The sequence below is a fragment of the Mesorhizobium sp. P3_A8 genome, from assembly GCF_056402995.1.
The window spans coordinates 411,788-437,391 of sequence record NZ_JBFUGI010000004.1; the positions used below are offsets into that span (position 1 = coordinate 411,788).

Consider the following 25,604-nt stretch of genomic DNA (forward strand, 5'->3'; position numbering starts at 1 on the left):
CTATCGCACAAGCGCGACTGCAGCCATAGACGTTTTTTGATTTTGGGCAGCAGCGCCCCGACGAAAATGCCGAACGCAACGTGGCACAGCCCAGCTAACAGCCTGCCTCTTGAAGTTCCCCCTCATGACGTGGAAGATTGTGATTGGCATTCGCTGGGAAAGCGCGGAAGCTCCGGTTAACGGGCGCGCGCTTTCGTTCGACCCGCCTGTAGCCTAATCCGTGCGCCAACGGGACCAGGCAAGGGTGTTCGAACCTGGCGGATGATCCAAGAGAACCGTGGTTCGGCAATTGCGCCGGTACCACGGAAATCCAGGGGCATGAAATGGCAGACGGAGAACATCACAGCGTAGCGCCGGGCGAAGCGGTCAGGCTCGACGAGTTCAATTTCGCCGAGATCGTCAAAGGCCTGCCGGCCAAGGCGCGCATGGTGCTGTCGGCGGCGATGAACCTGCCGCGTGGTACGCTCAAGGTCAGGATGCCGGATGGTCGCGCCGTTCTCGTCGGCGGCAAGGGGCCTGGCCCGGACGCCGAACTGGTGCTCAAGAACTGGCGCCTGCCAGGCCGCGCCTTTTCCGGCGGCACCATCGGCGTTGCCGAATCCTATATGGACGGCGATTGGGAAAGCCCCGACGTCACCAGCTTCCTGGAATTGTTCGTGGTCAATTCGGCGATCGGCGAACGCGTCGCCGGCGGTGCCAGCTGGCTCATCAACACCGTCCAGCGTATCCGCCACTGGTTCAACGAGAACACACGCACCGGCTCGAAGCGCAATATCTCGGCGCACTACGATCTCGGCAACGCTTTCTACAAGGAGTGGCTCGACCCGAGCATGACCTATTCCTCGGCGCTTTACGCGAATGGCGCCAATGACCTGGAAAGCGCCCAGGCCGCCAAATATCGGGCACTGGCCAGGGATATCGGTATCGGCAGAAAGGACCATGTGCTGGAGATAGGTTGTGGCTGGGGCGGCTTTGCCGAATTCGCGGCACGCGAAATCGGCTGCCGCGTTACCGGACTGACGATCAGCCGCGAACAGCACGATTTCGCCAAGGCACGCATCGCCAAGGCCGGGCTTGCCGACAAGGTCGATATCAAGCTGCAGGATTACCGCGACGAAACAGGGACTTACGACCGCATTGCGTCTATCGAGATGTTCGAAGCGGTCGGCGAGAAATACTGGCCGGTGTTCTTCTCGAAGATGAAGGCCTGCCTGAGGCCCGGCGGCACAGCGGGCCTGCAGATCATCACCATCAACGAGGCTGCCTACGACACCTATCGCGCCAGGCCGGATTTCATCCAGCGCTACGTTTTCCCGGGCGGCATGCTGCCGACACCGTCGATCCTGAAGACGCTCGGCGCGGATCATGGCCTTGCGCATCTGCGTGAGCGCGTGTTTCCCGACGACTATGCGCGCACGCTCGCCGAATGGCGGCAGCGCTTCTGGGCGTCGTGGGAGAAGATCGTGCCGCTCGGCTTCGACGATCGCTTCAAGAAGCTCTGGGAGTTCTACCTGCACTATTGCGAGGCCGGCTTCCGCGCCAGCTACATCGACGTGCGCCAGGTGGTCTACAAGGCGTAGGTCGATACGCTCTTCGATTTCGTTGCCGGTGCAAGGCAGCACTGCTGGGCATGACGACCGGGTCGATTGCCGGTTGGCGCGCTTCGCCCTTTCGATCGCGATTTCCTGATGCCAACGTGATGCAACCGTGAGCGCTTGGCCGGCGTTCTGCCGCATCCGACGCCCGCGCCCAATCCCCTACGCCGAGCGCCTCTGACCATAGGAGGCTTCCTTGAAGCGAACCGTTGCCGCCATTGCCATCTTGCTTGCCGCCATATCCGCAGCCGACGCACGGCGCATAGCTCCACCCACCGTCATGAACGATCCGCTGGGCCACAGCATCAGCCCAACCTTGACGCCGGGTGCGAGCGATCTCATCGACGACACACCGACCTCGACCATCCACGGGGTGCATGCCCCGGCCGGGATGACGCCCTTGACCGTGCCCAGCGACCCGACGGGTATATCGCTCGAGCCGACGCAGCCAGTCAGCCCGCAAGCCCCCGCGACAGCCTTGCCGCTGACGCCGGTGCCTGCAACCAACTGAAGCCGCGCGGGTTCTGCGTTGAACATGGTCCGCATCACTGTCGCGACGCGGACCCTGGAAAGTGTGAAGCCGTATCAGAGCAGGATGCGGTATCTGGCAAAACCGGCTTCGCCCTCGCCCGCCGGTTCGATCTTCAGCGACTTCACATCGGCAATGAAGTCCTTCGCCTTGACGCCGGTCTCGAACACGACGCTGGTGCCCGGCAGCGGCGCGAACGACCAGTTGTCATCGGCGGACGGGTTGATGGTGCCCTGGCTGACGATGTAGCGAACGATGACGTCGCGGTTGGTGTCCGGTGCCTCATAAATGATCTTCGAGGCATTGATGTCAGGGAAATTGCCGCCGCCGCCGGCCCGGTAATTGTTGGTCGCAACGACGAATTTCTGATTGGGATCAATAGGCTTTCCGCCGAACATCAAGTCGACGATGCGATTGGCGCCGGCATTCGCCACGCCGCCCTTGGCATCGTATTTCGGCGGCTGCGACACATCGATCTTGTAGGTGACGCCGTCGATGACGTCGAAATTGTAGGATGGGAAATCGGTGTTGATGAGCGCCTGGTCGGCCTTCCCGACCTCGATCTTGTTGAAGATGCCGGCCGACATTTCCAGCCATTCCTTGACTTGCGCACCGGTGATTTCGACGGCGCGCACGGTGTTCGGGTAGAGATAGAGGTCGGCGACGTTCTTGATGGCGATGTCGCCGGCCGGCACGTCGGTGTAGTAGTCGGCGCCGTTGCGTCCACCGGCCTTGAAGGGAGCGGCGGCCGACAGCAGCGGCACATCCTTCCACTGCGTGCTCTTGAGAATGTCCTTCAAGTACCAGGTCTGCGCCTGGCTGACGACCTGCACCGACGGATCGTCGGCAACCAGCGAGAAATAGGAATAGAGCGGCGCCGAAGTCTTGCCGACAGGACGGCGCACATAGGCCAGGGTCGCCTGGTGGTCCTGCTCGAGGGCGGCGATGATGCGCTTGTCGTCGGGAACAGTCGGCTTGTTCTTGTTGTCGACGCGCTCGAAGATCGGCCGCGCCTCGGAGGTCGCGGAAACGACCTTCCATTTCGACCCGTCGCGCTCCAGCATCAGGTCGATCAGACCCATATGCGAACCCCAGAAGCCGCCCATGACGGCGGGCTTGCCCTGCAGCGTGCCTTTTTGCGTGTCGACGCCCTCGAGCGACTGGAAATCCTTCTTGCCGGGGAACACCAGATGCTGGTGGCCGGTGAACACGGCATCGATGCCGGGAACGCCGGCGACGAAGAACGAGGCGTTCTCCATCATGTCGCCCTGCTTGACGTCGATGCCGGAATGCGAGAGCGCGATAACGATGTCGGCGCCCTCCTCCTTCATCTGCGGCACCCAGGCCTTGGCCGCCTCGACGATGTCGCGCGTCTTGACGTTGCCCTCGAGGTTCTTGAGGTCCCAGACCATGATCTGCGGCGGCACGAAACCGATGATGCCGATCCTGATCGGCTGCTCGGCGCCCGAACCGTCCTTGATCTTCCTGTCGAGGATCACATAGGGCTTGAGATAGAGCTTGTCGTCGCGCGGGTTGGCGGCGAGCTCGGTACCGCGGATCAGATTGGCGCAGACGAACGGAAAATTGGCGCCGGCCAGCGCCTTGTCCAGGAAGGACAGGCCGTAGTTGAACTCATGGTTGCCGAGCGTCGAGCACTCGTAGCCGAGCAGGTTCATGCCCTTCATGATCGGATGCACATCGCCATCCTTCAGGCCCTTCTCGTAGGCGATGTAGTCGCCCATCGGGTTGCCCTGCAGCAGGTCGCCATTGTCGATCAGCATCGAATTGACGGCTTCCTTGCGCACCGCGTCGATCAGCGACGCCGTGCGCGACAGGCCCATCGTGTCGTTGGCTTTGTCGGCGTAGTAATCATAAGGCAGCACATTCACATGGATGTCGGTGGTTTCCATGATGCGAAGATGCGCCTGGTTGGCTTGCGCACGGGCGGAGAAGGGATGAAGCACGATCAGCGCCCCTGTGGCTGCGGCACCCGCAAGAAAACCGCGGCGGGAGACTGGATGGAGCAGTTGCGACATGTTTTCTCCTCATAGACAACGTGACACGCCCTGCCCCGAAGCGAACTTGGCGCTGAAATCGGCTCAAGTCCACTCAAGAAGTCGCGCGCATCCGGACATCAGTCGATCAGCGACAGATGACGCGCGGATGAATGCGACAGTGAAGAAAAGTCAGGTCTTGTCGTCGTCGCCCTGGGTGATCAGCCGGGCGCTGCGCTGGCCTGTGACGTAGATCCATAGCCAGCTCAGGGAAACCGCAAGCCGGTTGCGGAAGCCGATCAGAAAATAGATGTGCGCGATGCCCCAGAGCCACCAGGCGAGCCAACCCGTCAGCTTGATCCAGCCGAAGTCGATCGCAGCGGCGCGTTTGCCGATCGTCGCCAAGTCGCCGGCATGCTTGTAGTGAAACGGCCGCGCGGTGTTGTCGCCGCCGAGCCTGGCCTTGATGGTCGCCGCGACATGTCGGCCCTCCTGCTTGGCGGAAGGCGCCACGCCAGGGACCGGCCGTCCATCGGACAGCAGCACAAGGGCGGCGTCGCCGATGACAAAAATCTCCGGACTGCCGGGCACGCTGAGGTCAGGCTCGACGAGCACCCTGCCCGCGCGGTCTGCCTTCGCTCCCAGCCATTCGGCGGCGGGCGAAGCGGCAACACCGGCAGCCCACAGGATTGTCTTGGCCGCCAATTGCTTGTCGCCAAAGACGACGCCTTCGGCATCGCAGCGCGTGACGGCGCGGCCGAGTTCGACCGTCACGCCGAGCCGCTCAAGCGCCTTGTTGGCATAATCGGAGAGTTTTGGCGCGAAATTGGCAAGGACGCGGTCACCGGCCTCGATCAGCACCACGCGCGTTTGCCGCGTATCGATGTTGCGGAACTCGCCGCGCAGCGTGTCGTGCGCCAGTTCGACGATGGTGCCGGCCAGTTCCACGCCAGTCGGCCCGCCGCCGACGATCGCAATGGTCAGCAACGCCTGGCGCTTGGCGGGATCGGTTTCCCGCTCCGCCTGCTCGAAGGCCAGGAGAATGCGCCGCCGGATGGTGGTGGCGTCCTCCAGCGTCTTCAGACCTGGCGCGAAAGGCTCCCACTCGTCGTGGCCGAAATAGGCATGGCGTGCGCCGGTGGCGAGCACCAGCGTGTCGTAGGCAACGGCGCTGCCGTCGTCGAGCAATACGCGTTTGCCGGCGCGGTCGACGCCGATGACGTTGGCCAGCAGCGTCGTCACATCCTTGCGCTGGCGCAGGAGATGGCGGATCGGCCAGGCAATTTCGGAGGTTGCCAGCGCGGTCGTCGCCACCTGGTAGAGCAGCGGCTGGAAAAGATGATGGTTGCGCTTGTCGATCATGGTGATGCGCACCGGAGCGCCTGACAGCCCGCGGGTGAGTTCGAAGCCGCCGAACCCCGCGCCGACAACGACGACATGATGGCTGGCTTCATTCATCTCATTCACCCCAGCGGTAAGATTGCCTATCCTGGATGTAGGTATTTTTGTGCAATGCAGCAACAGAAGGACAGTGCCCGGGACTCGTCGTCTTATGTCGTGAACGCACAAGATGTATCGTGTCGCGAGGTATAGCGTTATCGAACACGCTTATGAGGTAAAGCATGGCCAACGATCATGACGACCAGGGTCCGGCGCAGTATTCCTCGCCGCCCTGCTTCATGCATGAACTCGATCCGGAATTCCGGGCGCCGCTATCCGACTGGACTGATGTCCGGCGCTGGCGCAAGGCCGAGCGCGAACGCCTGATCGCGGCTCGCCTCGCCGTTTCAGCCGACGCGCGAACGGTGATGTCGCAGCGCATTGCTGAGGGCCTCGACGCGATCATCGGCGAGATCGGCGGCCGCATGGTCAGTCTTTATTGGCCGTTTCGCGGCGAGCCGGATTTGCGGCCATGGATGGCGTCCGTCAATGAGCGCGGCGGCCGCACGGCGCTGCCTATCGTCGTCGAGAAAGGGCAACCGCTGATCTTCCGAGCCTACAAATCCGGCGACCGGCTGGAAAAAGGCATCTGGAATATCCCGATCCCGGCCGAGGGCGATCCGGTGCTGCCCGACATCGTCATCTCGCCGATCGTCGGCATTGATCCGGCAAACTATCGCTTGGGCTATGGCGGCGGCTTCTTCGACCGCACGCTGGCCGCCATGCCGTTCAAGCCGCTGGTCATAGGCGTCGGCTACGAACTGCAGCGCATCGCCACCATTTACCCGCAGCCGCATGACATTCCGATGGATCTGGTCGTCACCGAGGCCTGAGAGCCTGTTTCCGGAAAATTATCCATACTTCCGCCGAGCGGCAGCGCAGATGTCACGTGACAAAAATCCGACTTGGTCGATAAATAATCTGACCTTCAAGCGGACTATCCTGCGGCGGACCGTTTCGACATGCGCTTTCGGTGGATCCAACGGTCGCTCTTAGACTGGCTGTTTCACAACGGGTGAAAAGATGATCGGACGAACTGCAGTAGCTGCCCTCGCCATCGCGTTTTCCTTGTCGCCTGCGCATGCGAAACCACATCGTTTGCCGAGCGATTACAAATGGGGCCGTTGCCTGCTTGTTGTCAGCGGTCAGACCCGCATATCCGGAAGATGCTCCTATCAAATCGAGGCGGGTGGCGATTTTAATATCCAGGGGCCTCGGCAGGTTTTTGCAGGTATCGACTATCCTGATACGCATAGTGGGGCCGGTGAAATGTCCCGGGATTACTGGGCAGATGTCTATAAGGACGGTGATGTTTGGGCCGGCTACAGCAACTCCGAAATCGACGAAACGCACGGTGATGAACGTTGGGAAGCACTTCGCCGCGAAGGCGCATGCTATATAGGCAAGGACGTCCGGGTGTGCCTTTGGCGCTAAGCCATTTCCGGCTTCATGCCCATCGCCGTACGGTCGACGATCTCACGCAAGGCGAATGACGAGTTGATCTTCGTCACATGCGGCATCGCCGACAGCCATTCCTTGTGGATGCGCTCATAGTCGACGAGATCCTTGGCCGCGATGCGCAGGATGTAGTCGTATTCGCCCGACATCAGGTGGCAGGACAGCACGTTGGGGCAGCGCTTGATCGCCGCCTCGAAATCCGACAGCGTTTTCTCGAACTGGCCCGACAGCGATATATGGACGATCGCCGTCATCTGATGACCGAGTGCCGCATTCGACAGCCGGGCGTGGTAGCCGCGAATGGTTCCGGATTTCTCGAGATTGTCGAGCCGGCGCGAACAGGCCGACTGCGACAGGCCGACCTTCTCGGCGAGTGCCGCATTGGGTATCCTGCCATCTTTCTGCAAAGCCTCGAGAATGGCGATATCGATCCTGTCGAGCGGCATTTTTCGTGAATCCTGCGAATATCTTGCTATTTCGCGCAACAATTATCGAAACCTGCCCGTCCGCGCAAGCGCATTCGCAAACACTTGCGAGCCGATTCATGGTTCACTTCACCAATACAGGGAGTGAGCCCAAAGGGCCCGGATCAGGAGAAGACAATGCGCGTCGGTTGCCCCAAGGAAATCAAGAACCACGAATATCGCGTCGGCCTTACGCCAGGCGCGGTCCGCGAATATGTGGCGCACGGCCACGAAGTGCTGGTCGAGACCGGCGCCGGCGCCGGCATCGGCGCCGATGACAACGCCTATCGTGCCGCCGGCGCCACCATCGCCAAGACCGCCGCCGACGTGTTCGCCAAGTCGGACATGATCGTCAAGGTCAAGGAGCCGCAGCCCAATGAGTGGGTGCAGCTGCGTGACGGCCAGATCCTGTACACCTATCTTCACCTGGCTCCGGATCCGGAACAGACCAAGGGCCTGCTCGCTTCGGGCGTGACCGCGATCGCCTACGAGACCGTGACCGACGATCGCGGCGGCCTGCCGCTGCTGGCGCCGATGTCGGAAGTCGCCGGCCGGCTGTCGATCCAGGCCGGCGCCACGGCGCTGCAGAAGGCCAATGGCGGCCGTGGCGTGCTGCTCGGCGGCGTGCCCGGCGTGCTGCCCGGCAAGGTCACCGTGCTCGGTGGCGGCGTCGTTGGTCTGCACGCGGCCCGCATGGCCGCCGGTCTTGGCGCCGACGTCACCATCATCGACCGCTCGATCCCGCGCCTGCGCCAGCTCGACGACTTGTTCGCCGGCCGTGTCCACACCCGCTATTCGACCGTCGAGGCGCTTGAGGAAGAATGCTTCTCGGCCGACATCGTCGTCGGCGCCGTGCTGATCCCGGGCGCCGCGGCACCCAAGCTCGTCAGTCGCGAGATGCTGTCGGGCATGAAGAAAGGCTCGGTGCTGGTCGACGTCGCCATCGACCAGGGTGGCTGCTTCGAGACCTCGCATGCGACGACTCACGCCGAGCCGACCTACGAGGTCGATGGCGTTATCCACTATTGCGTCGCCAATATGCCAGGCGCCGTGCCCGTCACCTCGGCCCACGCCCTCAACAATGCGACGCTGCACTACGGCCTGCAGCTCGCCGACAAGGGCCTCAAGGCGCTGATCGACGACCATCATTTGCGCAATGGCCTCAATGTCCACAAGGGCAAGATCACCAACCGGGCGGTTGCAGATGCGCTCGGCTACGAACTGGTCGAGCCGAAAGCTGTTCTGGCCGCCTGATTTCGTCTGGATTCTTTCTCCCGTCAGCCCGCCGGCCATGCCGGCGGGTTTTTTCTTGCCTAAGCACAGGCAACAAAAAAGCGGAGCCAAAGCCCCGCTTCCTCGATATCGAGATTGCCGCCGGTTCATCCGCGGTCGGCCAATCGATCGACACTCGCTTTCTACCGCATCTATGCGACGGGAGTACGACAGGCTCCCTGACCGCAATCCCTTGCGGTTCAGGCCCGTTCAATCCGGCACTGGTAGCAGTTGTTGCGCGCCGAGCGGACATGCACGTAGGCGATGTCGTCACGTTCGAACAGCGTCTCGGCCCGCGCTGCAATTGCCTTGGTCGGGATGACCCCGCCGCTGCCATAGACGATGCGGTCATCCCCGCCATAGCCGCGCACAATATAGTCCGGGCTTTCAAGAATTTCGGGAAGCGCCTCGGCCTCGCGGCGCGCTCACATTCTTCGGCATGCAGGAAGATCGGCCCGGTTTCGGCATAGGGCTGAAGGTTCGGGAACGGCCGATAGGCGAGAATGAGGTAGGCATCGCCGTCTGCGATGTTCCTCAGACAATGCCGGCAAGGCATGCCGTCGCCGTCAGAGATCTTCCGCTCGGGCGTGTGGCCGTAAGCATCGGATCCGCCACGCTGCAGGGCTCTGACATGTTCGGTGGGAAGCGCCTTGAACTGAATGGACATCGTGAAAACCTCCGGTGTTGTCGACCGGAAATTACGTGCACAGGCCAATGCCTCCCACCCGATTCCTGCCAAGGGGATCGAGGGACCGATCCGATGTCGGCGGTCAGTCCCTCATATAGATAAAATCAGCAGCGCCAACTCAGTGAAATAAGCCGGCTAATAAAATACCGGCCGAGCCCCAAATCAGCGGATGAAGTCGTCAAAGCGCCGCAGTGTCACCCGGCGATTCTGCCAGTTTTCGTTCTGCGTCGGCACTAGGAGGAACTCCTCGCCGTAACCCACCGTCTCCAAGGCATAGCCGGGTACGCCGAATTCACGCACCAGCGTGCGCTTCAACGAGGCGGCGCGCTGTTCGGACAGGATCTGGTTCGACTGGAAGGAGCCGACGGCATCGGTATGCCCCTCGATCAGCACACGAGCACCGCGATCGCGACGCAGGATGCGTTGTAGTGCATCGGCGATGGTCTCGATCTTGTCGTACTGCGAATTGGAAATGGCGGCCGAGCCGAAGGCGAAATTGATCGACTGGATGTCGATCGAGCGCGCCATGCGGCGCAGATCGGGCCGGCGCTTGAATTCTCGGATGGTGACGCGCTCATTCGGCCGCAACTTCACCCGGGGTGCGGCTTCGAGCTTGCGCTCGATCGTCGCGGCCGAAGGCGTCGTCGCCTGGGCGGCGGCAAGACTCGGCATGGCAATCGCTGCAATCAGCGCGGCGGCAAGGGTACGGCGTGTCAGCATGTCTTTTCTCCTTCGGCCTCTGCCGCATTGATGATGCCGGCAACATGCCAAAGGCAGGCTGAAGCGCCGATGAACGAGTGGTTCAGGTTCGCGCTGGTGTCGGATTCCGGCTGAAATCAGGGCCGCATGACGCTGGCCGAGCGCTCGGCGAAAGCCAGCGGATGCACGACCTCTTTCTTCTGCGCGACCGGTTTGAAACCGAGCTTCTGGTAGAGCGGCAGAGCCGCCGGATGGTCAAGCGTGCAGGTCTGCACCGTCACCCTTTTCGGCCCGTGCGACCAGGCGGCTGAAATCGCCGAACCCAGGAACCAGCGGCCAATGCCTTGCCCGGTGGCATGTTCCATCATGCCGAAATAGGCGAGCTCGACTTCATCAGGCAGATGCGGCTTGAGATCGAAGAAGCCGGCGGGCGCGCCGTCGAGATAGAGCACCCTGATGTCGCGATCCTCACGGTGGATGCCGGCTGAAAGCTCGTCGTCATTCAGCCTGAGAACATTTACCCAATGCCATTTGCGCCCGACCCGGTCCATCAAATAGCGGTAGAAATGCAAGGGAATTTCCCTGGTTTTCAGCAGCGCGACCTGGCGATTGTAGGGCACTGGCGGCGAGACGGCAGGAGGGGCATGCATTTCGAGAAAAGTCACCGTGACTTCAATGTCCTGCAGCACGCCGTTTTCCATCGTCTTCATTCCTTGCCGGTCGTATTGGGGCCGGTCTTCGCTGGGCCAGTCACGACGGGCGTGTCGGAGAGCCCGCCCCACTCGGTCCATGAGCCGTCATAGAGCCTGTTGTCAGTGTGGCCAAGCGTCTCCAGCGCCAGAGTGATCACCGCTGCGGTGACCCCTGAGCCGCAAGATGTGACGACGGGCTTCGACAGGTCAATGCCGGCCTCCTCGATCACCCTCCGCAAACGGTCCTTCGACAACAGCATGCCGTTTTCCGACAGCGCGGAATAAGGCACATTGCGCGCGCCCGGCATATGGCCGGAGCGGATGCCCGCACGGGGCTCGGGCTCGGCACCGGTGAAGCGGCCGGGTCCACGGGCATCGGCAATCTGGCTGGCGCTGGTCTCGACGATCCGGCGCATGTCGGCCAAGCTGGCGACGCGACCGGCGTCGAAATCGGCATGGAACACGCTCGGCGCGATCTTCGTCGGCTCGGCCGTTACCGGCCGGCCGGCCGCTTTCCAGCCGTCGAAGCCGCCATCCAGAATATAGGTCTGGAAAACGCCCATGATGCGGAACATCCACCATGCCCGGGGCGCCGAGAAGAACCCCGGACCGTCATAAACGACGATGGTGTCGTCGGCCGAAACACCCATCGCGCCGACATATCGGGCAAAATGCTGAGGTGATGGCAGCGTGTGCGGCAAAGCGGCCTCGGGATCCGAAACCGCGTCCTGATCCAGGAATCGGGCGCCCGGAATATGCGCCGCCTCATATTCCGCACGCGCGTTGCGTTTTTGTGCCGGGAGATACCAGGACGTGTCAATGATCGTCAGGCCCGGCTCGCCGAGGCGCGTCTGCAGCCAATCCGCGTCGACTGTGAAAGGGCTGTCCTGGGCCATTCTTGATCTCCTGCTTCGTCTTCGCAAAATTTTGTTTGGCTTGGCAATTCGAATGCGTTCAGAGCGCACGACATTCGCTTTGAATACGCGGCGCGGCCAGCCGCGGCGGTCCGCTAATTCCGATTGTTTTCGTGTTTCGTGGCGAGTACGGATTGATCGTTATGATCTGGGGTGGGCGGGGTCAACAATCTCGGCATGAGCAATCTTCTGTTTTCGCGTATTCCCAGCAATCCGGTTTCGCTTGGGCTTGTTTGCAACTTCATCGCGCATTATCCGCCTTTTGACGGCTACGAATTCGGCCTGATGGTGAAGACACTGCGCTACCAGCTGGATCAGCAGACCCATATGATCGGCTCGATCGACGACTCCATCGTTGCTTACGTCGGCTGGATCCAGACCAGCCGCGAGATAGCCGAGGCCTGGGCGACGAATGGCGGGCCGCTCAACCCCTTCCCCGGCGGCGACGCCACTGCGGTGACGGTACTGGCGACACGGTCTTCGTCCCACATCCTGCCGATGATCAAGGAAGCCAAGCGCATCAACCTGGACAAGTCGGTATTCTGGAAGCGCGACTTCATCGATAACCGCGGCTCGGTCAAGCGTGCCGTCCGCAAGCGCGACGCCTGATGGATACGGTCGCGCCCGCCGAGGCACTGACGCAAGAGATCCTCATCCGGCTGGATGACCGCTATGCCGCGATGTTCGTGCGCATCTGGCGGCCGGCCGGCACGCCGCGCGCAACGGTGTTCTGCCTGCACGGCTTCACCGGCAATGGAGCCGACTTCGATTATCTCGCCACCTTCCTGTGCCGCAATGGCTTCCTGGTTATCTGTCCCGATCTGTTGGGGCGCGGGCGCAGCGCCTATCTGGGGTCGGGCTACGACATCAATGTCTACTCCAAATGCCTGCGCGCGCTCGGCGAGTTCGCCGGTACGGAGAACCACTTTATCGGCACGTCTTGGGGCGGCACGATTTTGCTGCTGTTTCTGCAGATGACCCGCTCCAAGGCCACTCGAATCATTCTCAACGACGTCCCCATGCTCGGCGGGCCGAAGGTCGACGCGATGAGAGACGAAGTCCTCGGAGAAAGTACGCTTGCGTTCGAAACCCGCGCGGCGGCCAAGGACTATCTAAGCGGCACCAGAGCTGCCATGGGCCCGGTCGAGGACGCCGTGTTCAACCGCTATGTCGAGAACAGGATCGCCGCCGGCCCCGATGGCTTCCGGCTTGCCTATGACCCTGCCACGACGGGAAATTTCGGCGCCCTGGCCGGCCGCGAATACGATCTTTTCCCAATCGCCGCCAAGATCGACGCCCGCATCCTGCTGATGTACGGCCGCGACAGTCAGGTCATTGACCGGCAGGCTATCGAGCGCACACGGCTGGCACGGCCTGATCTGTGGCTTGTCGACAACCTCGATGCCGGCGATCCGCCATCACTCATGACACTGGACCAGGCTCTGCTCATCCTGGGGTTCCTGTCTGCTACCTGAAAACTGGATGTCGTGGTGGGGTTGGTTCCGGAAATGCATTTCGACGATCTGTACAGTGACTATATCGCCGCGACCCATGATCGCCGAAGCTCTACCGAAAGCCCAGCCAAAATCCTGATTTGCACGACTCCGCGAACGGCTGGGCATTCCTATTGTCAGGTCCTGCAGCAGTTCGGCTTCGGAATACCCACGGAGTATTTTCAGTGGCAATATGCGTTGCCGCTGATGAGACGGTGGTCGGCAGACGACACCATTGACCTTGAAAAACTCAATCAGCAGGCGTCCGCCTATGGTCGCTGTCTCCTGGCAAAAAGGACTGAGAACGGCGTATTTGCCGCCAAGATCTTCTTTGAAAACCTGCCATTCGCGCGCAGTTCGATCGGCGATGACGACGGCAACTCGTTCTATGTCTTCCTCTCCAGGAGAAACAAGGTCGATCAGACCATAAGCCTGCTCTCGATGCTGCATACGGGCCAACCGTTCGACAGCCAGGCGACGCTGCCTGGAATTCCCACGGTGACAATTTTGACCGAAAGGGTGGTCAGGGATACCGCCCAGTACATTCTCGACAGCGAGATCAGGTGGAAAAATTACCTGAACACGCTTGATCGGCGCAGAGTGGCGGAGGTCTGCTATGAGGACTTTATCGCGAACCAGCAGGAAAACGCTTCCGCCACAATGAGCAACTGGTTCTCTGGCTTCGAGCTGAAATCAAAAGCCATCTCGGCAAGCACGCGCTATGCGCATGATGCCGAGCTCAAGACCATGATAAAAAGACAATTTGGGGACTATGTCAGGCGGTTTTGGCAGGACCATACCTGACCTGGCGTTTCATCGACGCGAAACACCGACCGAAGACCCCTGCGCCGGGCGCAACGCCAGCGCGTAGTCGAACCGGATCACATCGTCGGCCCGGCTGAAAGCGAACTGGCGCACAATAGCCAGGACCGCCTCCCTGACTTCCAGCCGACCGAGACGCGCGCCACCACACATGCGCGGTCCGGTAAGGAAGGGAATAAAGGCCCGTCGATCAAAGCTGTTCTCGAGGAATTCCTTCCGGCTGGCGTCGAAGACACGCGGGTTTGACCAGAAGGCCGGATTCTGGTGCACGCCGACGATCGATACCATGATCAGTTGCCCGGCATGGAGCTTCTGGCCGTCGAGAACCGTATCGGCGCCGACTTCCCGGGTCAGGAACGGTATCGGAGGGAAATAACGCAACGTCTCGTTGATCATGCAGTCGGTGTACGGCGTTTGCGCCTCGCCCGAGAGAACCTCCGCATGGATACGCTCCTGCACCGGCTGGTTGGCCCCCAGCCGGTCGATCACCCAAAGCGCGGTGGTCACCGTCGTCTCGACGCCAGCGAAGAAGTTCATGACGAACTCCTCTACCGGCGAGAAGCCCTCCAGGTCGGAAGCCAGATCCCTGAAGCGGTCCATCTCGGCCGCCGCCCGTGGGTCCGCCATCAGCAGCGATGTGAACTCGGCAACCACCGCGCGGGCGTCCTGAATAACATTCGCGCGCTCGGCGCTTGTCGGCGACACCCAGGAATAATATTGGAGGCGCCTCAGCACGTCGCGGACCCTGTCGAGCAGCAAGAGCGTCGCTGCCATGTCGGGAACCAGGCCGAAAGCACGGTAAAATATCGTCATCGATGCCGAGAACAAAGCTTGCTGGATGGCAGGCAGCGTTGCGTCACTCCCGGTAAGGGCGGCGGCGTAGAGTTCCGCCATGGGACGCTGCTGCGCCGGCCTGGCTGCCGCCAGGTAGGTGTCCTGGGTGATGGCACGCCGAACCGACCAATCCTCACCATTGGTGTTGAAGCGGCTGAAACCGAGTGCCGAAATCAGCGAGAAGTTCTTGCGGAAGAGCTCCGGCGCCTTGACGATGGTGTCTACGGCTTCCGGATTGTCGAAGACAATCATGTTGCCGAGGTTGCCAGTCTTTCTATTCGTTTCCATCTGCCCGCTTTGGGCAAAAAGCGCATAGACAAGGTTGTTGAGAACGCTTTCGATTTGCGTCTGACTGTCCATCAATGCTCCTCGGCAACCCCGAACGCCACAAGGCGTCGCGCTGATATTTCGACTACAAAACCCGCCGCTATCTTATTTGATTCGCAGGGATAAAAAGCCGTCTGTGGCAAAGACGTAACACTGCCCGGGCAAATTATTATAACAGCTATCTCGTCAGGTACCGCTGCGGTAATGTGCGAGTGGGCTAATACCTATTCAGTTCGATTCCAGGCGGGGAAAAAATGCGAAATTACGTTTCAAGCAAGCTTCTTGCTACTGTTGCGGCGTCTGCTGCTTCGGTGACATCTGTTGGTGTGGTTGCGGCCCATGCCGCCGATGCGCAGGTGATCGATCCGGCAGTGGTCGATTCCCGCATCAAGATTGCCTTCGAAGGCGCAGTCTATCAGTCCAACGTCGACAAGCTTGGTGACACCACCGACAAATTGGGTGAAAACAACGGCTTTGGTGATCTCTATGGGTCGGTCGCTCTGACCAAAGCGATTTCTCCGGATGTCGACTGGCGGCTTGCTGGCGCCATCCATGCCGGACAGGACAACGACTTCAGTTTTAATGTCCCAACAGGTAGCGGTGCCGTCGACCTGTCGTTCGGCAACAGCTACAATTTCCAGACGCTGGACTTCGACATCGGCAAGCACGTCCAGGCACAAAGCGCCGATATCCGCTTCTTCGGCGGCCTGCGCTTGCTGCACTCGAAAGAAAAGCTGGATCTCCACGAGGGCATTACGCCGACTGATCCGGCGACGGATAAGGCTGGCAGCGTCGACAAGCTTGGTTCGTCCGAATTCTACGGCATCGGCCCGCGCGTCGGGGCTGAAGTCTATTATCCGTTGGGTGAGACATGGGGTCTGACAGGGGCGGTTTCTGGCTCGGCCATGTGGGGCCGCCGGACTGACAAGCTCAGCTTCACCGCAACCGAGCACGATCCGACCCCAGCCCCCGGCGATCCGGTCGATCAAACTCAGAGTGCCAGCATTAGCCAGCATTCCAGCGAGGTTGTAACGAATATCGACCTTTCCGGTGGCGTGACCTTCAGGCCGTGGGACAACACGACGTTCACTGCGGGCTACCGGGTCGAGCAGTGGCACAACCTGCTTGAGTTCTCCGAAAAAAGCAGCCAAACGTTCAACGGGCCGTTCCTGCGCCTCGAAGTCAAGATGTAGCCCAGCCGTCCGGGCTACTCGGTTCGGACTGCAGCGTCGAATGGATTGCAATTGACTGAACGGGAAGTGGCGTTTGAATCCAAGTTTGCCGTAAACGGCACGGTCAAACTGCACTACACGGCGGCGGGCTCAGGCCCGCCGATTGTGTTTCTGCACGGCTTTCCGGATCACGGGATGGGCTGGCGTCGGCAGATGGAAGCGCTTTGCGGCCGCTACCGCGTGATCGCGCCCGACCTGCGGGGTTTTGGGCAAAGCGATGCGCCGCAAGGTTATGGCAACTACGTGCTGACAGACCTGGTCAACGACGTGCTGGCCGTTCTTGCAGCGGAGAAGCTGACCCAGGCCGCGATTGTCGGCCACGACTGGGGCGGCATCATTGCGTGGTGGTTGGCTATACGCGCGCCGCAAGTCGTGCGCCATCTGGTCCTGCTTTCGACGCCGCACCCGCGCAATCATCTGAACTCCATTGCCGATCCTGCCAATGCCGAGATCATCGCATACATACGCCACTTTCAGGCTCCGGGCGCAGCCCAGATGCTGGACATCGACGAGCTCGCCACCTGGGTCGCAGATCCGCAGGACCGGCAGGCGCTGACAGACTCGCTCAGGCGATCCAGTCCGGAAGCAATGTTGGGCTACTACAGGGCTAACATACCGCTCGGCAAGGTGCCGAGCCTGGGGCAACTGCCACTCGTCAAGGCGCCGACCTTGGTGCTGTTTGGCACCGACGATCCCTATGTTCCGGTCAGCGCTTTCGATGGGACCTTTCGCGAGGTCGATAACGTGACCGCACTGGTGGCGCTGCCCGGCGCCGGTCACTTTATCCACCATCAGGCAGCCAAGTTTGTCACCGAGCAGATCGAAGCGTGGGTGGAGCGACCACTTTCCAGTTTCCGCCACCTTGCGTAAGGTGTCTCAGGATCGCCTGAGCAACTACAGAAAGCCGAGTGCTGTCTGACGTCAAACCGCCGGCATCGGGCCGAAGCGAATGCGGAAGCGCCTGTTTTCACGGCCCTTCTTTTCGATCTTGCCGATGTGGATTTCGCCGATTTCGCCAGTGCTTTTCACATGCGTGCCACCGCAGGGCTGGCTATCGACCGCGCCATTCTCACCGATGCAGACCAGGCGGATCTTGCCGGTGCCGACCGGCGGCCGGACGTTCTTGGACTTGACCAGGCCAGGGTTCGCGGCGAGTTCCTCGTCGCTGATAAGCCTGGTGAAAATCGGATGATCGGCGCGCACCAAATCCATCAGGCCCGCGGTCACCTCTTCCTTCGAGAAGCTGGCGTCCGGAATGTCGAAATCGACACGGCTGTCGTCCTCGGAAACAGCAGCACCCGTGATTGGAAACGGGCAAACGACTGTAAGCAGGTGACAGGCCGCATGCATGCGCATCAGGAGATGCCGACGCTCCCAGTCGAGGGCGAGTTTCACCTTCTCGCCAACCGCAAAGGCCGCCTGTTCCGGCGCCGGCACATGGATGATCTCGTCCTTGGTTTCACCGGTAATGGTGGCGGCGATGGCGATGCGGCTGCCATCGGCGCGCTCGAAATAGCCGGCGTCTCCCGGCTGGCCACCCGAGGTGGCGTAGAAGATCGTGCGGTCGAGGATGATGCCGCCACGATCATTGATGGCAATGACTGTCGCATCCGCCGTGCTGAGATAAGCATCGTCGCGAAACAGCGCTTCGGTCTTGTGCGCCATCACGCGACCTTTTCGAAAGGCACCGAAATCTTGCTCTTCAGCTCCATCCAGCCCGGCACCGGGAGGCCCTTCTCGCGCAGGAATTCCGGGTTGAACAGCTTCGATTGATAGCGCGTGCCATAGTCGCAAAGAATGGTCACGATGGTGTGGCCGGGGCCCAATTCCCTGGCCAGCCGGATGGCGCCGGCAATGTTGATGCCGGTCGAACCGCCGACGCAAAGGCCCTCTTCCTGGATCAGGTCGAAGACGATCGGCAGCGCGTCCTCATCCCTGATCTGGAAGGAGAAGTCCGGCGTGAACCCTTCGAGGTTGGCGGTTATGCGCCCCTGCCCGATGCCTTCGGTGATCGAACTGCCCTCGGACGTCAATTCGCCGCTGGTGTAGAAACTGTAGAGCGCGGCCCCAAGCGGATCAGCAAGCGCGATCTTCACATTGTTGCTCTTGGCCTTCAGCCCCATGGCAACACCGGCAAGCGTGCCGCCGGAACCGACCGCCGAGACGAAACCGTTGACCTTGCCGCCGGTCTGGGCCCAGATTTCCTGCGCCGTGGTGCGGATATGGCCGTCGCGGTTGGCGACATTGTCGAACTGGTTGGCCCAGATGGCGCCGTTCGGCTCGCTCCTGGCCATCTGTTCGGCCAGCCGTCCCGACAATTTCACGTAATTGTTGGGGTTCTTGTAGGGCACCGCCGGCACCTCGATCAGCTCGGCGCCGAGCAACCGGATCGTGTCCTTCTTTTCCTGGCTCTGCGTATCAGGGATGACGATGACAGTGCGGTAGCCCAGCGCTTTGGCGACCAGCGTCAGCCCGATGCCCGTGTTGCCGGCCGTTCCCTCGACGATGAYGCCGCCCGGCTTCAACAGGCCGCGCTGTTCGGCGTCACGGATGATGAACAGGCCGGCGCGATCCTTGACCGATTGCCCCGGATTCATGAATTCGGCCTTGCCCAGGATCTCGCAACCGGTTTCTTCGGAAGCTTTGTTGAGGCGGATCAGAGGCGTGTTGCCGATCGCGTCGATCACAGAACGGGGCATTCAGGATTCCTTGTGTGCGTACGCCGAAACCCTAGAAACCCGAAGCTTCGGTTTCAAGGCAAGAATTCGTCTGGTCCAGTCGCATTTCCGGCACCACGGTGCATGGGCGTCCTCGCGAGCGGACGAATATCCTACAGTTCATTTGCACCCAACGTCGAAAAGCACTCTTTTCATTCGATTTCTTCACCGCTAGAGCAATTCCAGGAAAAGTGCGTAGCGGTTTTCCGTCCGGAATTGCTCCAAACAAAGAATAGAGCTGTTCAACGTTTCCGTGAAACGGTGAACCGCTCTAGAGCAAGGCACCAACAAACTCGGCAGGGCGCAGCATGACACTCTATCGGGCCGATCCGAAACACGGCGTCGCCTGGGTCACGGGCGGCTCGAGCGGCATTGGCCGCTCGCTGGCCAGGGACCTGGCGTCTCAAGGCTATGCGGTGGCGGTAACGGCGCTGGACGACGATCCTATCGACACGCTCATCGTCGAGACCGCGCAGATGCCGGGCAGCGTCACGGCATTTCCCTGCGACGTCACCGACGCGCCGCGCATGGAAAAGACGGTGGCCGCGATCGAGAAGGAACTCGGCCCCATCGTTCTCGCCGTCTTCAATGCCGGAAACTACATTTCGACGCCTGGAGAGGCTCTCGTCGTCAAGGACTTTCGCCGCTCCTTCGAGGTCAATTATTTCGGCATCATCAACGGGCTGGTGCCGGTCGTGGAATATATGCGCGTGCGGGCGCGCGGCCATGTCGTGCTGGTCGGATCGGTCACCGCCTATTTCGGCTGGCCGACCACTGCCGCCTATGGCGGCACCAAGGCGGCAATCAACATCCTGGCCGAGTCGCTGAAGTATGATTTCGACAAGATGAACATCCGAGTCCAGGTGATAAACCCCGGGTTTGTCGACACGCCGCTGACCGAAAAGAACATGCTGCCAATGCCAGGCCTGATGCCGGTCAGTCGAGCGACACGCCGTATGGTGAAGGCAATCAAATCCGGCGGCTTCGAAGTCACCTTTCCGTACCGGACGAGCTGGCCGCTGAAATTTCTCAGCCTGTTGCCGAGGCCGGTCACCCGATGGGTGATCATCTTGATGACCAGTTGGAAGGCCCGACCGCTGCATTACGAGCGTAAGCTGCCCAACGAATAGGATGCGCACAGGATTGGTGGGTTGGCTGCCTAAGCGGCCGTTGCCTGTTCATGGCCGCCGCCATAGGTTCGTTGTTGTTGCGTGGAGTCTGCGATGGGGCGACGGATCGTGCTTGCTGTGCTGGGCCTGATCGCCGTCCTTGCTCTGGCCTTCGTCCTTGGTCCCCGCGTTCCCGTCGACACCACGATCCGTTTCGATCCTTCCGTCATCGGTGACGATCCGCAGGCCTATGTGGCAAAGGTGGAAGCCGCCGTTCCCGGTATCCGCGACGGGCTGGAGAAGGAGATCGTCTGGGCCAACCCGATGGTGCACGCCAGGACGCCGCTGTCGATCGTCTACATCCACGGCTTTTCGGCTTCGAAGGGCGAGGTCCGCCCCCTGCCCGATGAGGTGGCCGACCAGCTTGACGCCAACCTGTTCTACACCCGTCTCACCGGCCACGGGCAGGACGGCGCGGCGATGACGCAAGGCAGCGTCAATGCCTGGATCAACGATTATGAGGAGGCGCTCGCCATCGGCCGGGCGATCGGTGACAAGGTGATCGTCATCTCTACCTCGACCGGCGGCTCGCTGGCGGTATGGGCGGCAACGCAGCCGGGCGCATCGGATGGCGTGGCCGCGATCGCGTTCATCTCACCCAATTTCGGCGTCAAGGCCTCCGGCGCCGAGCTCCTGACCATGCCGTGGGGTAAACAGATCGCCGAACTCGTCATCGGCAAGGAGCGCAGCTTCGTGGCGCGCAACGCACTGCACGAAAAATTCTGGACCACCAAATATCCGGTTGCCGCGACGCTGCCGATGCAGGCGCTGACGGAACTTGCCTATGGGGCGCCGGTGGAGAAGGCAACCATCCCGGCTTTGTTCATCTTCTCGGATATGGACAGGGTGGTCCGGCCCGACCGCACACGTGAGATCGCCGGGCGTTGGGGTGGCGCGCATGAGCTGGTGCCCATCGAAAGCACCGGCGACCCGGACAACCATGTCATTGCCGGCGATGTGCTGTCGCCATCGACCACGGCGTTCCTGGCGCAGAGAATCGCCGTCTGGGTCGAGGCGGTGGCGAAGTAAGGGTCAAACGAAAGGGCGACCGAAGCATCGCTTCAGCCGCCCTCTTCTTATCAATCACGGCAACCAGCCAGGCCCAAAGGCTTGGCTGATGACAACGCGGTCTGGCTTACGCAGCCCGCGCCGCCGGCCGCTTGCCGCCGAAGCGGCGCTTGTTGTTGCCCTTGAAGGCTGGCTTGCCGCCTTCCGGCTTGCGCTCACCGGCGAAGGCCGGCTTGTCGCCGAAGCGCTTCTTGCCGAAGCCGTTGCCCTTGTTCTCTCCGCCCGGCCGCCTGCCGTCGCGACGGCCGTTACGGTCGTTGCGATCATTGGCGGGCTCGAAGCGCTCGTTCTTTTCAGCCGGATTGCGCTGCGGATCGGGGCTGCCGAGATGGTCGGCAACGATCGGCAGCTTGGTGCGGATGATGCGCTCGACCTGACGCAGCTTGCTGTTTTCCGAAGGATCGCAAAGCGTGATCGCAATGCCGTCCATGCCGTTGCGGCCGGTGCGGCCGATGCGGTGGACGTAGCTTTCGGCCTCGTCGGGCAGGTCGAAGTTCACGACATGGCTGATGCCGGGGACGTCGATGCCGCGTGCGGCAATGTCGGTCGCGACCAGAATGCGCACAGATCCCTCACGGAAATCGTTGAGCGCCTTCTGACGGGCGTTCTGCGACTTGTTGCCGTGAATGACGGCGGCCTTGAAGCCGTCGCGCTCGAGGTCCTTAGTCACCCGGTCGGCGCCATGCTTGGTGCGCGAAAAGATGATGACGGACTTCATCGCCTCGTCGGCGAGCATCGTCGACAGCACCTGGCGCTTCTGCTTGGTGCGGGCGAAGACGACGCCCTGCGAGATTTCGACCGCCGCGGTGCTGTGCGGCGAGACTTCGATGCGGACGGGGTTCTTCAACAGGCCCTTGGCCAGTTCCGCGATCTCGTCCGGCATGGTGGCCGAAAACAGCGCCGTCTGGCGATCAGGCGCGGTCGCCTTGGCGATGCGCTTGACGTCGTTGATGAAGCCCATGTCGAGCATGCGGTCGCCCTCGTCCAGCACCAGCCATTTGGTGTCGGAGAGTATGAGGTCGCCCTCGCGCACCAGGTCGGTCAACCGGCCGGGTGTGGCAATGAGGATGTCGACGCCGGGCGCAACCTTCTTCACCTGGCTGAAGCGCGAGACGCCGCCCAGCACGAGTGCGGTGGAGACATGCTGGCCTTTTGCTAGGATCTTGATGGTGTCTTCGATCTGCACGGCAAGCTCACGCGTCGGCGCCAGGATCAGCGCACGGGCCGTCTTGGCGCGCCGCTTGGTGCCGAGCGCGATGATCTTCGACAGGATCGGCAGCGCAAAGGCCGCGGTCTTGCCGGAGCCGGTCTGCGCGATGCCGAAAATGTCACGGCCTTCCAGCTGCGGCGGGATCGCCTGCATCTGGATCGGCTTCGGTTCGCTGAAGCCGGCATTGTGGGTGGCCTTGAGCAGCGCACCCGTAATTCCCAGCGCCGCGAAACCGGTGAGTTCCGTAGTGACGTTGCCGGGCAATGTGTTTTCGTTGGTCAAAATAATCTTCTTTCACGCGGCTCCGTGGCCGCAAACATCGATGGCGGCAGGGCGCAACCTGCCGTCGAAAAATTTGATATGAAACGACAAGGCGGGCGGACGTCAACGTCCACTCGGCTGCGCTGTCGTGCCCGCAGGCGTCATGCCACGGGGCTTTTTCGCCGCCTTACCGATTTGTCGGGAAGAGGGAAAACAGACGCAACCAGTCTCATTTGTCGAGAAGGCCGGAATCTCCCGGCCCAAGCGCCTATGGGCTGCATATGGCTGAGTTCGCCCCCGAATGCAAGGGGCGTCATGTTGCAGCGCAGCAAAACGGCCCTTGATAAGCTGATATGAAGGGAGTTCGTCGTCATACCCGACGGGCGACGCACACGCATATGAGCAATCCGTGAACTACAATTCACATTTCATTTGATTGATTGTGAACTTTGGATTACAAATGCCGATGATCGAAGTTCGCAAAACTGCCGAGTTCGCCGACTGGTTCAAGTCTCTCAAGGACACCCGGGCCAAGGCGCGCATTCAGATTCGGATCGACCGCGTTGAGCTTGGCAATCTCGGCGATGCCAAGTTTTTCGATGGCATCGGGGAATTGCGGGTCGACTATGGCCCAGGCTACCGCGTCTATTTCGTAAAGATCGGCAACACGATTATCATTCTGCTCTGCAGCGGCGACAAGTCATCGCAAAAAGCTGACATCAAAAAAGCCATCAGCATGGCGAAGGGGGTCAAATGATCATCGATACAACCAAATGGGACGCTTCTGAATTCCTCGACAGTGAGGAAGCTATCTTTGCCTATATCGAAGCGGCATTCGAAGACGGTGATCCTGCCATCATCACCCATGCACTCGGCAACGTTGCCAGGGCACGAGGCATGACATCGATCGCCAAAGATGCCGGCGTCACGCGTGAGGCGCTATACAAAGCGCTGAGCGACAAGGGCGATCCGAAGCTGTCAACGCTGCTTGGCGTCATGAAGGCGCTCGGGCTCAGATTGACGGCGGAGGCCGTATCTGCAGAGCCCAGGCTAGCCGGTTAATACGCCAACAAGTTGCTTGAGGCGTTCGTGGGTTGACTAGCGTTTGAGCATCGATCCGCTGCGCTTGCACTCTCCTGCGGGTGCCATTACCACGAAATGCAGCCTGCTCGGGAGATCGGCCATGAAGGATGTACTCAAGGAACTCGAGCGCCGGCGCGACATCGCCCGCATGGGTGGTGGCCAGACGCGCATCGACGCTCAGCACAAGAAGGGCAAGCTCACCGCGCGCGAGCGCATCGAGGTGTTTCTCGATGAAGGCTCCTTCGAGGAATTCGACATGTATGTCGAGCACCGCTCGACCGATTTCGGCATGGAGAAGACCAAGATCGCCGGCGATGGTGTCGTCACCGGTTGGGGCACGGTCAATGGCCGTCCGGTCTACCTCTTCGCCAAGGATTTTACAGTGTTCGGCGGGTCGCTGTCGGAAGCCCATGCCGAAAAAGTGATCAAGGTGCAGGAGATGGCGCTGCGCAACCGTGCGCCGATCATCGGCATTTACGACGCCGGCGGCGCGCGCATCCAGGAAGGCGTGGCGGCGCTTGGCGGCTACGCCGAAATCTTCCAGCGCAACGTGCTGGCCTCCGGCGTCATTCCGCAGATTTCGGTGATCATGGGCCCGTGTGCCGGCGGCGACGTCTATTCGCCTGCCATGACCGACTTCATCTTCATGGTGCGCGATACCTCCTACATGTTCGTCACCGGGCCGGATGTGGTGAAGACCGTCACCAATGAGACGGTGACGGCCGAGAGCCTTGGCGGCGCCTCCGTGCACACGACGAAATCCTCGATCGCCGACGGCGCCTATGACAATGATGTCGAGGCACTGTTGCAGATGCGCCGGCTGGTCGATTTCTTGCCCGCATCGAACACATCGGAAACCCCTGAGATCGAATGCTACCAGTCGGTCACCGACCATGATCCGTCGCTGGACCGGCTGATCCCCGACAACGCCAACAAACCTTACGACATCAAGGAACTGATCCTGAAGGTCGCCGATGAAGGCGACTTCTTCGAAATCCAGCAGAGCTTTGCCAAAAACATCGTCACCGGATTCGGGCGCGTCGAGGGCCGCACGGTCGGCTTCGTCGCCAACCAGCCGATGGTGCTGGCCGGCGTGCTCGATTCCGACGCCAGCCGCAAGGCGGCGCGCTTCGTGCGTTTTTGCGACTGTTTTTCGATCCCGATCGTCACCTTCGTCGATGTCCCAGGCTTCCTGCCCGGCACCGCGCAGGAATATGGCGGGCTGATCAAGCATGGTGCGAAGCTGCTCTTTGCCTATGCCGAGGCAACCGTGCCGAAGATCACCGTCATCACCAGAAAAGCTTATGGCGGCGCCTATGACGTGATGGCGTCGAAACATCTGCGCGGCGACATGAACTATGCTTGGCCGACGGCGCAGATCGCGGTGATGGGCGCCAGGGGCGCGGTCGAGATCATCTACCGCAAGGACATCGGCGACGCGGAAAAAATCGCAGCCCATACAAAGGCTTACGAGGATCGCTTCCTATCGCCATTCGTTGCCGCCGAGCGCGGCTATGTCGACGACGTGATCATGCCGCACTCGACCCGCCGCCGCATTGCGCGCGCGCTCAGGATGCTGCGCAACAAGGACATGCAGAACCCCTGGAAGAAGCACGACAACATCCCGCTGTGAGGCGGCCGAT

At 61.1% G+C, this 25,604-nt stretch carries 25 protein-coding genes and 1 pseudogene; 15 read left to right on the forward strand and 11 right to left on the reverse strand.

What is annotated here, in order from left to right; translation table 11 throughout:
* Positions 1-323 precede the first annotated feature (323 nt).
* Positions 324-1,580 carry a class I SAM-dependent methyltransferase gene (locus AC1DX4_RS12755; RefSeq protein WP_477220648.1) on the forward strand — a complete coding sequence of 419 codons (1,257 nt, stop codon included), beginning with the start codon at positions 324-326 and terminating at the stop codon, positions 1,578-1,580.
* A 211-nt stretch (positions 1,581-1,791) separates the two neighbouring features.
* Complete coding sequence (locus tag AC1DX4_RS12760) at positions 1,792-2,106, forward strand: hypothetical protein (protein ID WP_477220649.1); 315 nt, start codon at positions 1,792-1,794, stop codon at positions 2,104-2,106.
* Positions 2,107-2,180: 74 nt separating this feature from the next.
* Here the strand turns inward: AC1DX4_RS12760 and AC1DX4_RS12765 are convergent, their stop codons facing one another.
* Both AC1DX4_RS12765 and AC1DX4_RS12770 read right to left on the reverse strand, forming a co-directional pair.
* Positions 2,181-4,160, reverse strand: coding sequence for a bifunctional 2',3'-cyclic-nucleotide 2'-phosphodiesterase/3'-nucleotidase (locus AC1DX4_RS12765; RefSeq protein WP_477220650.1), 1,980 nt, complete (start codon positions 4,158-4,160; stop codon positions 2,181-2,183).
* 150 nt (positions 4,161-4,310) lie between these two features.
* The gene (locus AC1DX4_RS12770; RefSeq protein ID WP_477220651.1) at positions 4,311-5,576 is read right to left on the reverse strand and encodes an NAD(P)/FAD-dependent oxidoreductase; all 1,266 of its coding nucleotides are present in this window, start codon (positions 5,574-5,576) and stop codon (positions 4,311-4,313) included.
* A 164-nt stretch (positions 5,577-5,740) separates the two neighbouring features.
* Between AC1DX4_RS12770 and AC1DX4_RS12775 the strand changes: the two genes are divergently transcribed.
* Positions 5,741-6,391, forward strand: a complete 651-nt coding sequence (locus AC1DX4_RS12775) for a 5-formyltetrahydrofolate cyclo-ligase (RefSeq protein ID WP_477220652.1) — start codon at positions 5,741-5,743, stop codon at positions 6,389-6,391.
* 190 nt (positions 6,392-6,581) lie between these two features.
* Complete coding sequence (locus AC1DX4_RS12780) at positions 6,582-6,992, forward strand: hypothetical protein (protein WP_477220653.1); 411 nt, start codon at positions 6,582-6,584, stop codon at positions 6,990-6,992.
* On the opposite strand, the gene AC1DX4_RS12785 is transcribed toward AC1DX4_RS12780, so the two are convergent.
* Positions 6,989-7,462 (reverse strand): Lrp/AsnC family transcriptional regulator, encoded by a 474-nt coding sequence (locus tag AC1DX4_RS12785; RefSeq protein ID WP_013531467.1) that lies wholly within the window; start codon positions 7,460-7,462, stop codon positions 6,989-6,991. The two genes, AC1DX4_RS12780 and AC1DX4_RS12785, sit on opposite strands and share 4 nt — an antisense overlap.
* Positions 7,463-7,618: 156 nt before the next feature.
* Between AC1DX4_RS12785 and ald the strand changes: the two genes are divergently transcribed.
* Entirely contained in the window at positions 7,619-8,734 is a 1,116-nt protein-coding gene (ald, locus tag AC1DX4_RS12790) for an alanine dehydrogenase (RefSeq protein ID WP_477220654.1), read from the forward strand.
* Positions 8,735-8,952: 218 nt separating this feature from the next.
* Here ald and AC1DX4_RS12795 read toward each other — a convergent pair.
* The 4 genes and pseudogenes from AC1DX4_RS12795 to sseA form a co-directional block, all read right to left on the reverse strand.
* Positions 8,953-9,419: pseudogene (locus AC1DX4_RS12795) on the reverse strand (DUF1203 domain-containing protein).
* Positions 9,420-9,602: 183 nt separating this feature from the next.
* Entirely contained in the window at positions 9,603-10,160 is a 558-nt protein-coding gene (locus AC1DX4_RS12800; RefSeq protein ID WP_477220655.1) for an OmpA family protein, read from the reverse strand.
* A 116-nt stretch (positions 10,161-10,276) separates the two neighbouring features.
* The gene (locus AC1DX4_RS12805; protein ID WP_477220701.1) at positions 10,277-10,840 is read right to left on the reverse strand and encodes a GNAT family N-acetyltransferase; all 564 of its coding nucleotides are present in this window, start codon (positions 10,838-10,840) and stop codon (positions 10,277-10,279) included.
* A gap of 5 nt (positions 10,841-10,845) precedes the next feature.
* On the reverse strand, positions 10,846-11,727 hold the full coding sequence (gene sseA / locus AC1DX4_RS12810) for a 3-mercaptopyruvate sulfurtransferase (RefSeq protein WP_477220656.1): 882 nt from the start codon (positions 11,725-11,727) through the stop codon (positions 10,846-10,848).
* A gap of 195 nt (positions 11,728-11,922) precedes the next feature.
* Between sseA and AC1DX4_RS12815 the strand changes: the two genes are divergently transcribed.
* From AC1DX4_RS12815 to AC1DX4_RS12825, 3 genes are read left to right on the forward strand one after another with little or no spacing between them, the layout of a single operon-like run.
* Positions 11,923-12,354 carry a hypothetical protein gene (locus tag AC1DX4_RS12815; RefSeq protein WP_477220657.1) on the forward strand — a complete coding sequence of 144 codons (432 nt, stop codon included), beginning with the start codon at positions 11,923-11,925 and terminating at the stop codon, positions 12,352-12,354.
* Positions 12,354-13,220: an alpha/beta fold hydrolase gene (locus AC1DX4_RS12820; protein WP_477220658.1), complete on the forward strand. Its 867-nt coding sequence runs from the start codon at positions 12,354-12,356 to the stop codon at positions 13,218-13,220. The genes AC1DX4_RS12815 and AC1DX4_RS12820 overlap by 1 nt, the downstream gene beginning before the upstream one ends.
* A 15-nt stretch (positions 13,221-13,235) precedes the next feature.
* Complete coding sequence (locus tag AC1DX4_RS12825) at positions 13,236-14,042, forward strand: Stf0 family sulfotransferase (RefSeq protein WP_477220659.1); 807 nt, start codon at positions 13,236-13,238, stop codon at positions 14,040-14,042.
* Between the two features lie 9 nt (positions 14,043-14,051).
* On the opposite strand, the gene AC1DX4_RS12830 is transcribed toward AC1DX4_RS12825, so the two are convergent.
* Positions 14,052-15,254: a cytochrome P450 gene (locus tag AC1DX4_RS12830; RefSeq protein ID WP_477220660.1), complete on the reverse strand. Its 1,203-nt coding sequence runs from the start codon at positions 15,252-15,254 to the stop codon at positions 14,052-14,054.
* 221 nt (positions 15,255-15,475) lie between these two features.
* Between AC1DX4_RS12830 and AC1DX4_RS12835 the strand changes: the two genes are divergently transcribed.
* The gene (locus AC1DX4_RS12835) at positions 15,476-16,414 is read left to right on the forward strand and encodes an Lpg1974 family pore-forming outer membrane protein (protein WP_477220661.1); all 939 of its coding nucleotides are present in this window, start codon (positions 15,476-15,478) and stop codon (positions 16,412-16,414) included.
* A 51-nt stretch (positions 16,415-16,465) separates the two neighbouring features.
* On the forward strand, positions 16,466-17,323 hold the full coding sequence (locus AC1DX4_RS12840) for an alpha/beta fold hydrolase (RefSeq protein WP_477220662.1): 858 nt from the start codon (positions 16,466-16,468) through the stop codon (positions 17,321-17,323).
* Between the two features lie 51 nt (positions 17,324-17,374).
* Here AC1DX4_RS12840 and AC1DX4_RS12845 read toward each other — a convergent pair whose 3' ends face one another.
* Positions 17,375-18,118, reverse strand: coding sequence for an alanyl-tRNA editing protein (locus AC1DX4_RS12845; protein ID WP_477220663.1), 744 nt, complete (start codon positions 18,116-18,118; stop codon positions 17,375-17,377).
* Positions 18,118-19,152, reverse strand: coding sequence for a cysteine synthase A (locus AC1DX4_RS12850; protein WP_477220664.1), 1,035 nt, complete (start codon positions 19,150-19,152; stop codon positions 18,118-18,120). The genes AC1DX4_RS12845 and AC1DX4_RS12850 overlap by 1 nt, the downstream gene beginning before the upstream one ends.
* 326 nt (positions 19,153-19,478) lie before the next feature.
* Here AC1DX4_RS12850 and AC1DX4_RS12855 point away from each other — a divergent pair, with 326 nt between their 5' ends.
* Both AC1DX4_RS12855 and AC1DX4_RS12860 read left to right on the forward strand, forming a co-directional pair.
* Positions 19,479-20,300 (forward strand): SDR family oxidoreductase, encoded by an 822-nt coding sequence (locus AC1DX4_RS12855; RefSeq protein WP_477220665.1) that lies wholly within the window; start codon positions 19,479-19,481, stop codon positions 20,298-20,300.
* A gap of 93 nt (positions 20,301-20,393) precedes the next feature.
* Positions 20,394-21,368, forward strand: coding sequence for an alpha/beta hydrolase (locus AC1DX4_RS12860; protein WP_477220666.1), 975 nt, complete (start codon positions 20,394-20,396; stop codon positions 21,366-21,368).
* A 106-nt stretch (positions 21,369-21,474) separates the two neighbouring features.
* Here AC1DX4_RS12860 and AC1DX4_RS12865 read toward each other — a convergent pair whose 3' ends face one another.
* Positions 21,475-22,899, reverse strand: a complete 1,425-nt coding sequence (locus AC1DX4_RS12865; RefSeq protein WP_477220667.1) for a DEAD/DEAH box helicase — start codon at positions 22,897-22,899, stop codon at positions 21,475-21,477.
* A gap of 445 nt (positions 22,900-23,344) precedes the next feature.
* Between AC1DX4_RS12865 and AC1DX4_RS12870 the strand changes: the two genes are divergently transcribed.
* The 3 genes from AC1DX4_RS12870 (at position 23,345) to AC1DX4_RS12880 (ending at position 25,594) form a co-directional block, all read left to right on the forward strand.
* On the forward strand, positions 23,345-23,635 hold the full coding sequence (locus tag AC1DX4_RS12870; protein WP_477220702.1) for a type II toxin-antitoxin system RelE/ParE family toxin: 291 nt from the start codon (positions 23,345-23,347) through the stop codon (positions 23,633-23,635).
* The gene (locus tag AC1DX4_RS12875) at positions 23,632-23,940 is read left to right on the forward strand and encodes an addiction module antidote protein (protein ID WP_477220668.1); all 309 of its coding nucleotides are present in this window, start codon (positions 23,632-23,634) and stop codon (positions 23,938-23,940) included. Before AC1DX4_RS12870 ends, AC1DX4_RS12875 begins: the two co-directional genes overlap by 4 nt.
* Before the next feature lie 121 nt (positions 23,941-24,061).
* The gene (locus AC1DX4_RS12880; RefSeq protein WP_477220669.1) at positions 24,062-25,594 is read left to right on the forward strand and encodes an acyl-CoA carboxylase subunit beta; all 1,533 of its coding nucleotides are present in this window, start codon (positions 24,062-24,064) and stop codon (positions 25,592-25,594) included.
* Positions 25,595-25,604: the final 10 nt, after the last annotated feature.

Coding starts and splice junctions, on each gene's coding strand:
- AC1DX4_RS12835 (WP_477220661.1), top strand. CDS start 15,476: ATGCGAAATTACGTTTCAAGCAAGCTTCTTGCTACTGTTGCGGCGTCT.
- AC1DX4_RS12785 (WP_013531467.1), bottom strand. CDS start 7,462: ATGCCGCTCGACAGGATCGATATCGCCATTCTCGAGGCTTTGCAGAAA.
- ald (WP_477220654.1), top strand. CDS start 7,619: ATGCGCGTCGGTTGCCCCAAGGAAATCAAGAACCACGAATATCGCGTC.
- AC1DX4_RS12820 (WP_477220658.1), top strand. CDS start 12,354: ATGGATACGGTCGCGCCCGCCGAGGCACTGACGCAAGAGATCCTCATC.
- AC1DX4_RS12830 (WP_477220660.1), bottom strand. CDS start 15,254: ATGGACAGTCAGACGCAAATCGAAAGCGTTCTCAACAACCTTGTCTAT.
- AC1DX4_RS12775 (WP_477220652.1), top strand. CDS start 5,741: ATGGCCAACGATCATGACGACCAGGGTCCGGCGCAGTATTCCTCGCCG.
- AC1DX4_RS12765 (WP_477220650.1), bottom strand. CDS start 4,160: ATGTCGCAACTGCTCCATCCAGTCTCCCGCCGCGGTTTTCTTGCGGGT.
- AC1DX4_RS12870 (WP_477220702.1), top strand. CDS start 23,345: ATGATCGAAGTTCGCAAAACTGCCGAGTTCGCCGACTGGTTCAAGTCT.
- AC1DX4_RS12860 (WP_477220666.1), top strand. CDS start 20,394: ATGGGGCGACGGATCGTGCTTGCTGTGCTGGGCCTGATCGCCGTCCTT.
- AC1DX4_RS12780 (WP_477220653.1), top strand. CDS start 6,582: ATGATCGGACGAACTGCAGTAGCTGCCCTCGCCATCGCGTTTTCCTTG.
- AC1DX4_RS12845 (WP_477220663.1), bottom strand. CDS start 18,118: ATGGCGCACAAGACCGAAGCGCTGTTTCGCGACGATGCTTATCTCAGC.
- AC1DX4_RS12800 (WP_477220655.1), bottom strand. CDS start 10,160: ATGCTGACACGCCGTACCCTTGCCGCCGCGCTGATTGCAGCGATTGCC.
- AC1DX4_RS12755 (WP_477220648.1), top strand. CDS start 324: ATGGCAGACGGAGAACATCACAGCGTAGCGCCGGGCGAAGCGGTCAGG.
- AC1DX4_RS12880 (WP_477220669.1), top strand. CDS start 24,062: ATGAAGGATGTACTCAAGGAACTCGAGCGCCGGCGCGACATCGCCCGC.
- AC1DX4_RS12770 (WP_477220651.1), bottom strand. CDS start 5,576: ATGAATGAAGCCAGCCATCATGTCGTCGTTGTCGGCGCGGGGTTCGGC.
- sseA (WP_477220656.1), bottom strand. CDS start 11,727: ATGGCCCAGGACAGCCCTTTCACAGTCGACGCGGATTGGCTGCAGACG.
- AC1DX4_RS12855 (WP_477220665.1), top strand. CDS start 19,479: ATGACACTCTATCGGGCCGATCCGAAACACGGCGTCGCCTGGGTCACG.
- AC1DX4_RS12815 (WP_477220657.1), top strand. CDS start 11,923: ATGAGCAATCTTCTGTTTTCGCGTATTCCCAGCAATCCGGTTTCGCTT.
- AC1DX4_RS12805 (WP_477220701.1), bottom strand. CDS start 10,840: ATGGAAAACGGCGTGCTGCAGGACATTGAAGTCACGGTGACTTTTCTC.
- AC1DX4_RS12875 (WP_477220668.1), top strand. CDS start 23,632: ATGATCATCGATACAACCAAATGGGACGCTTCTGAATTCCTCGACAGT.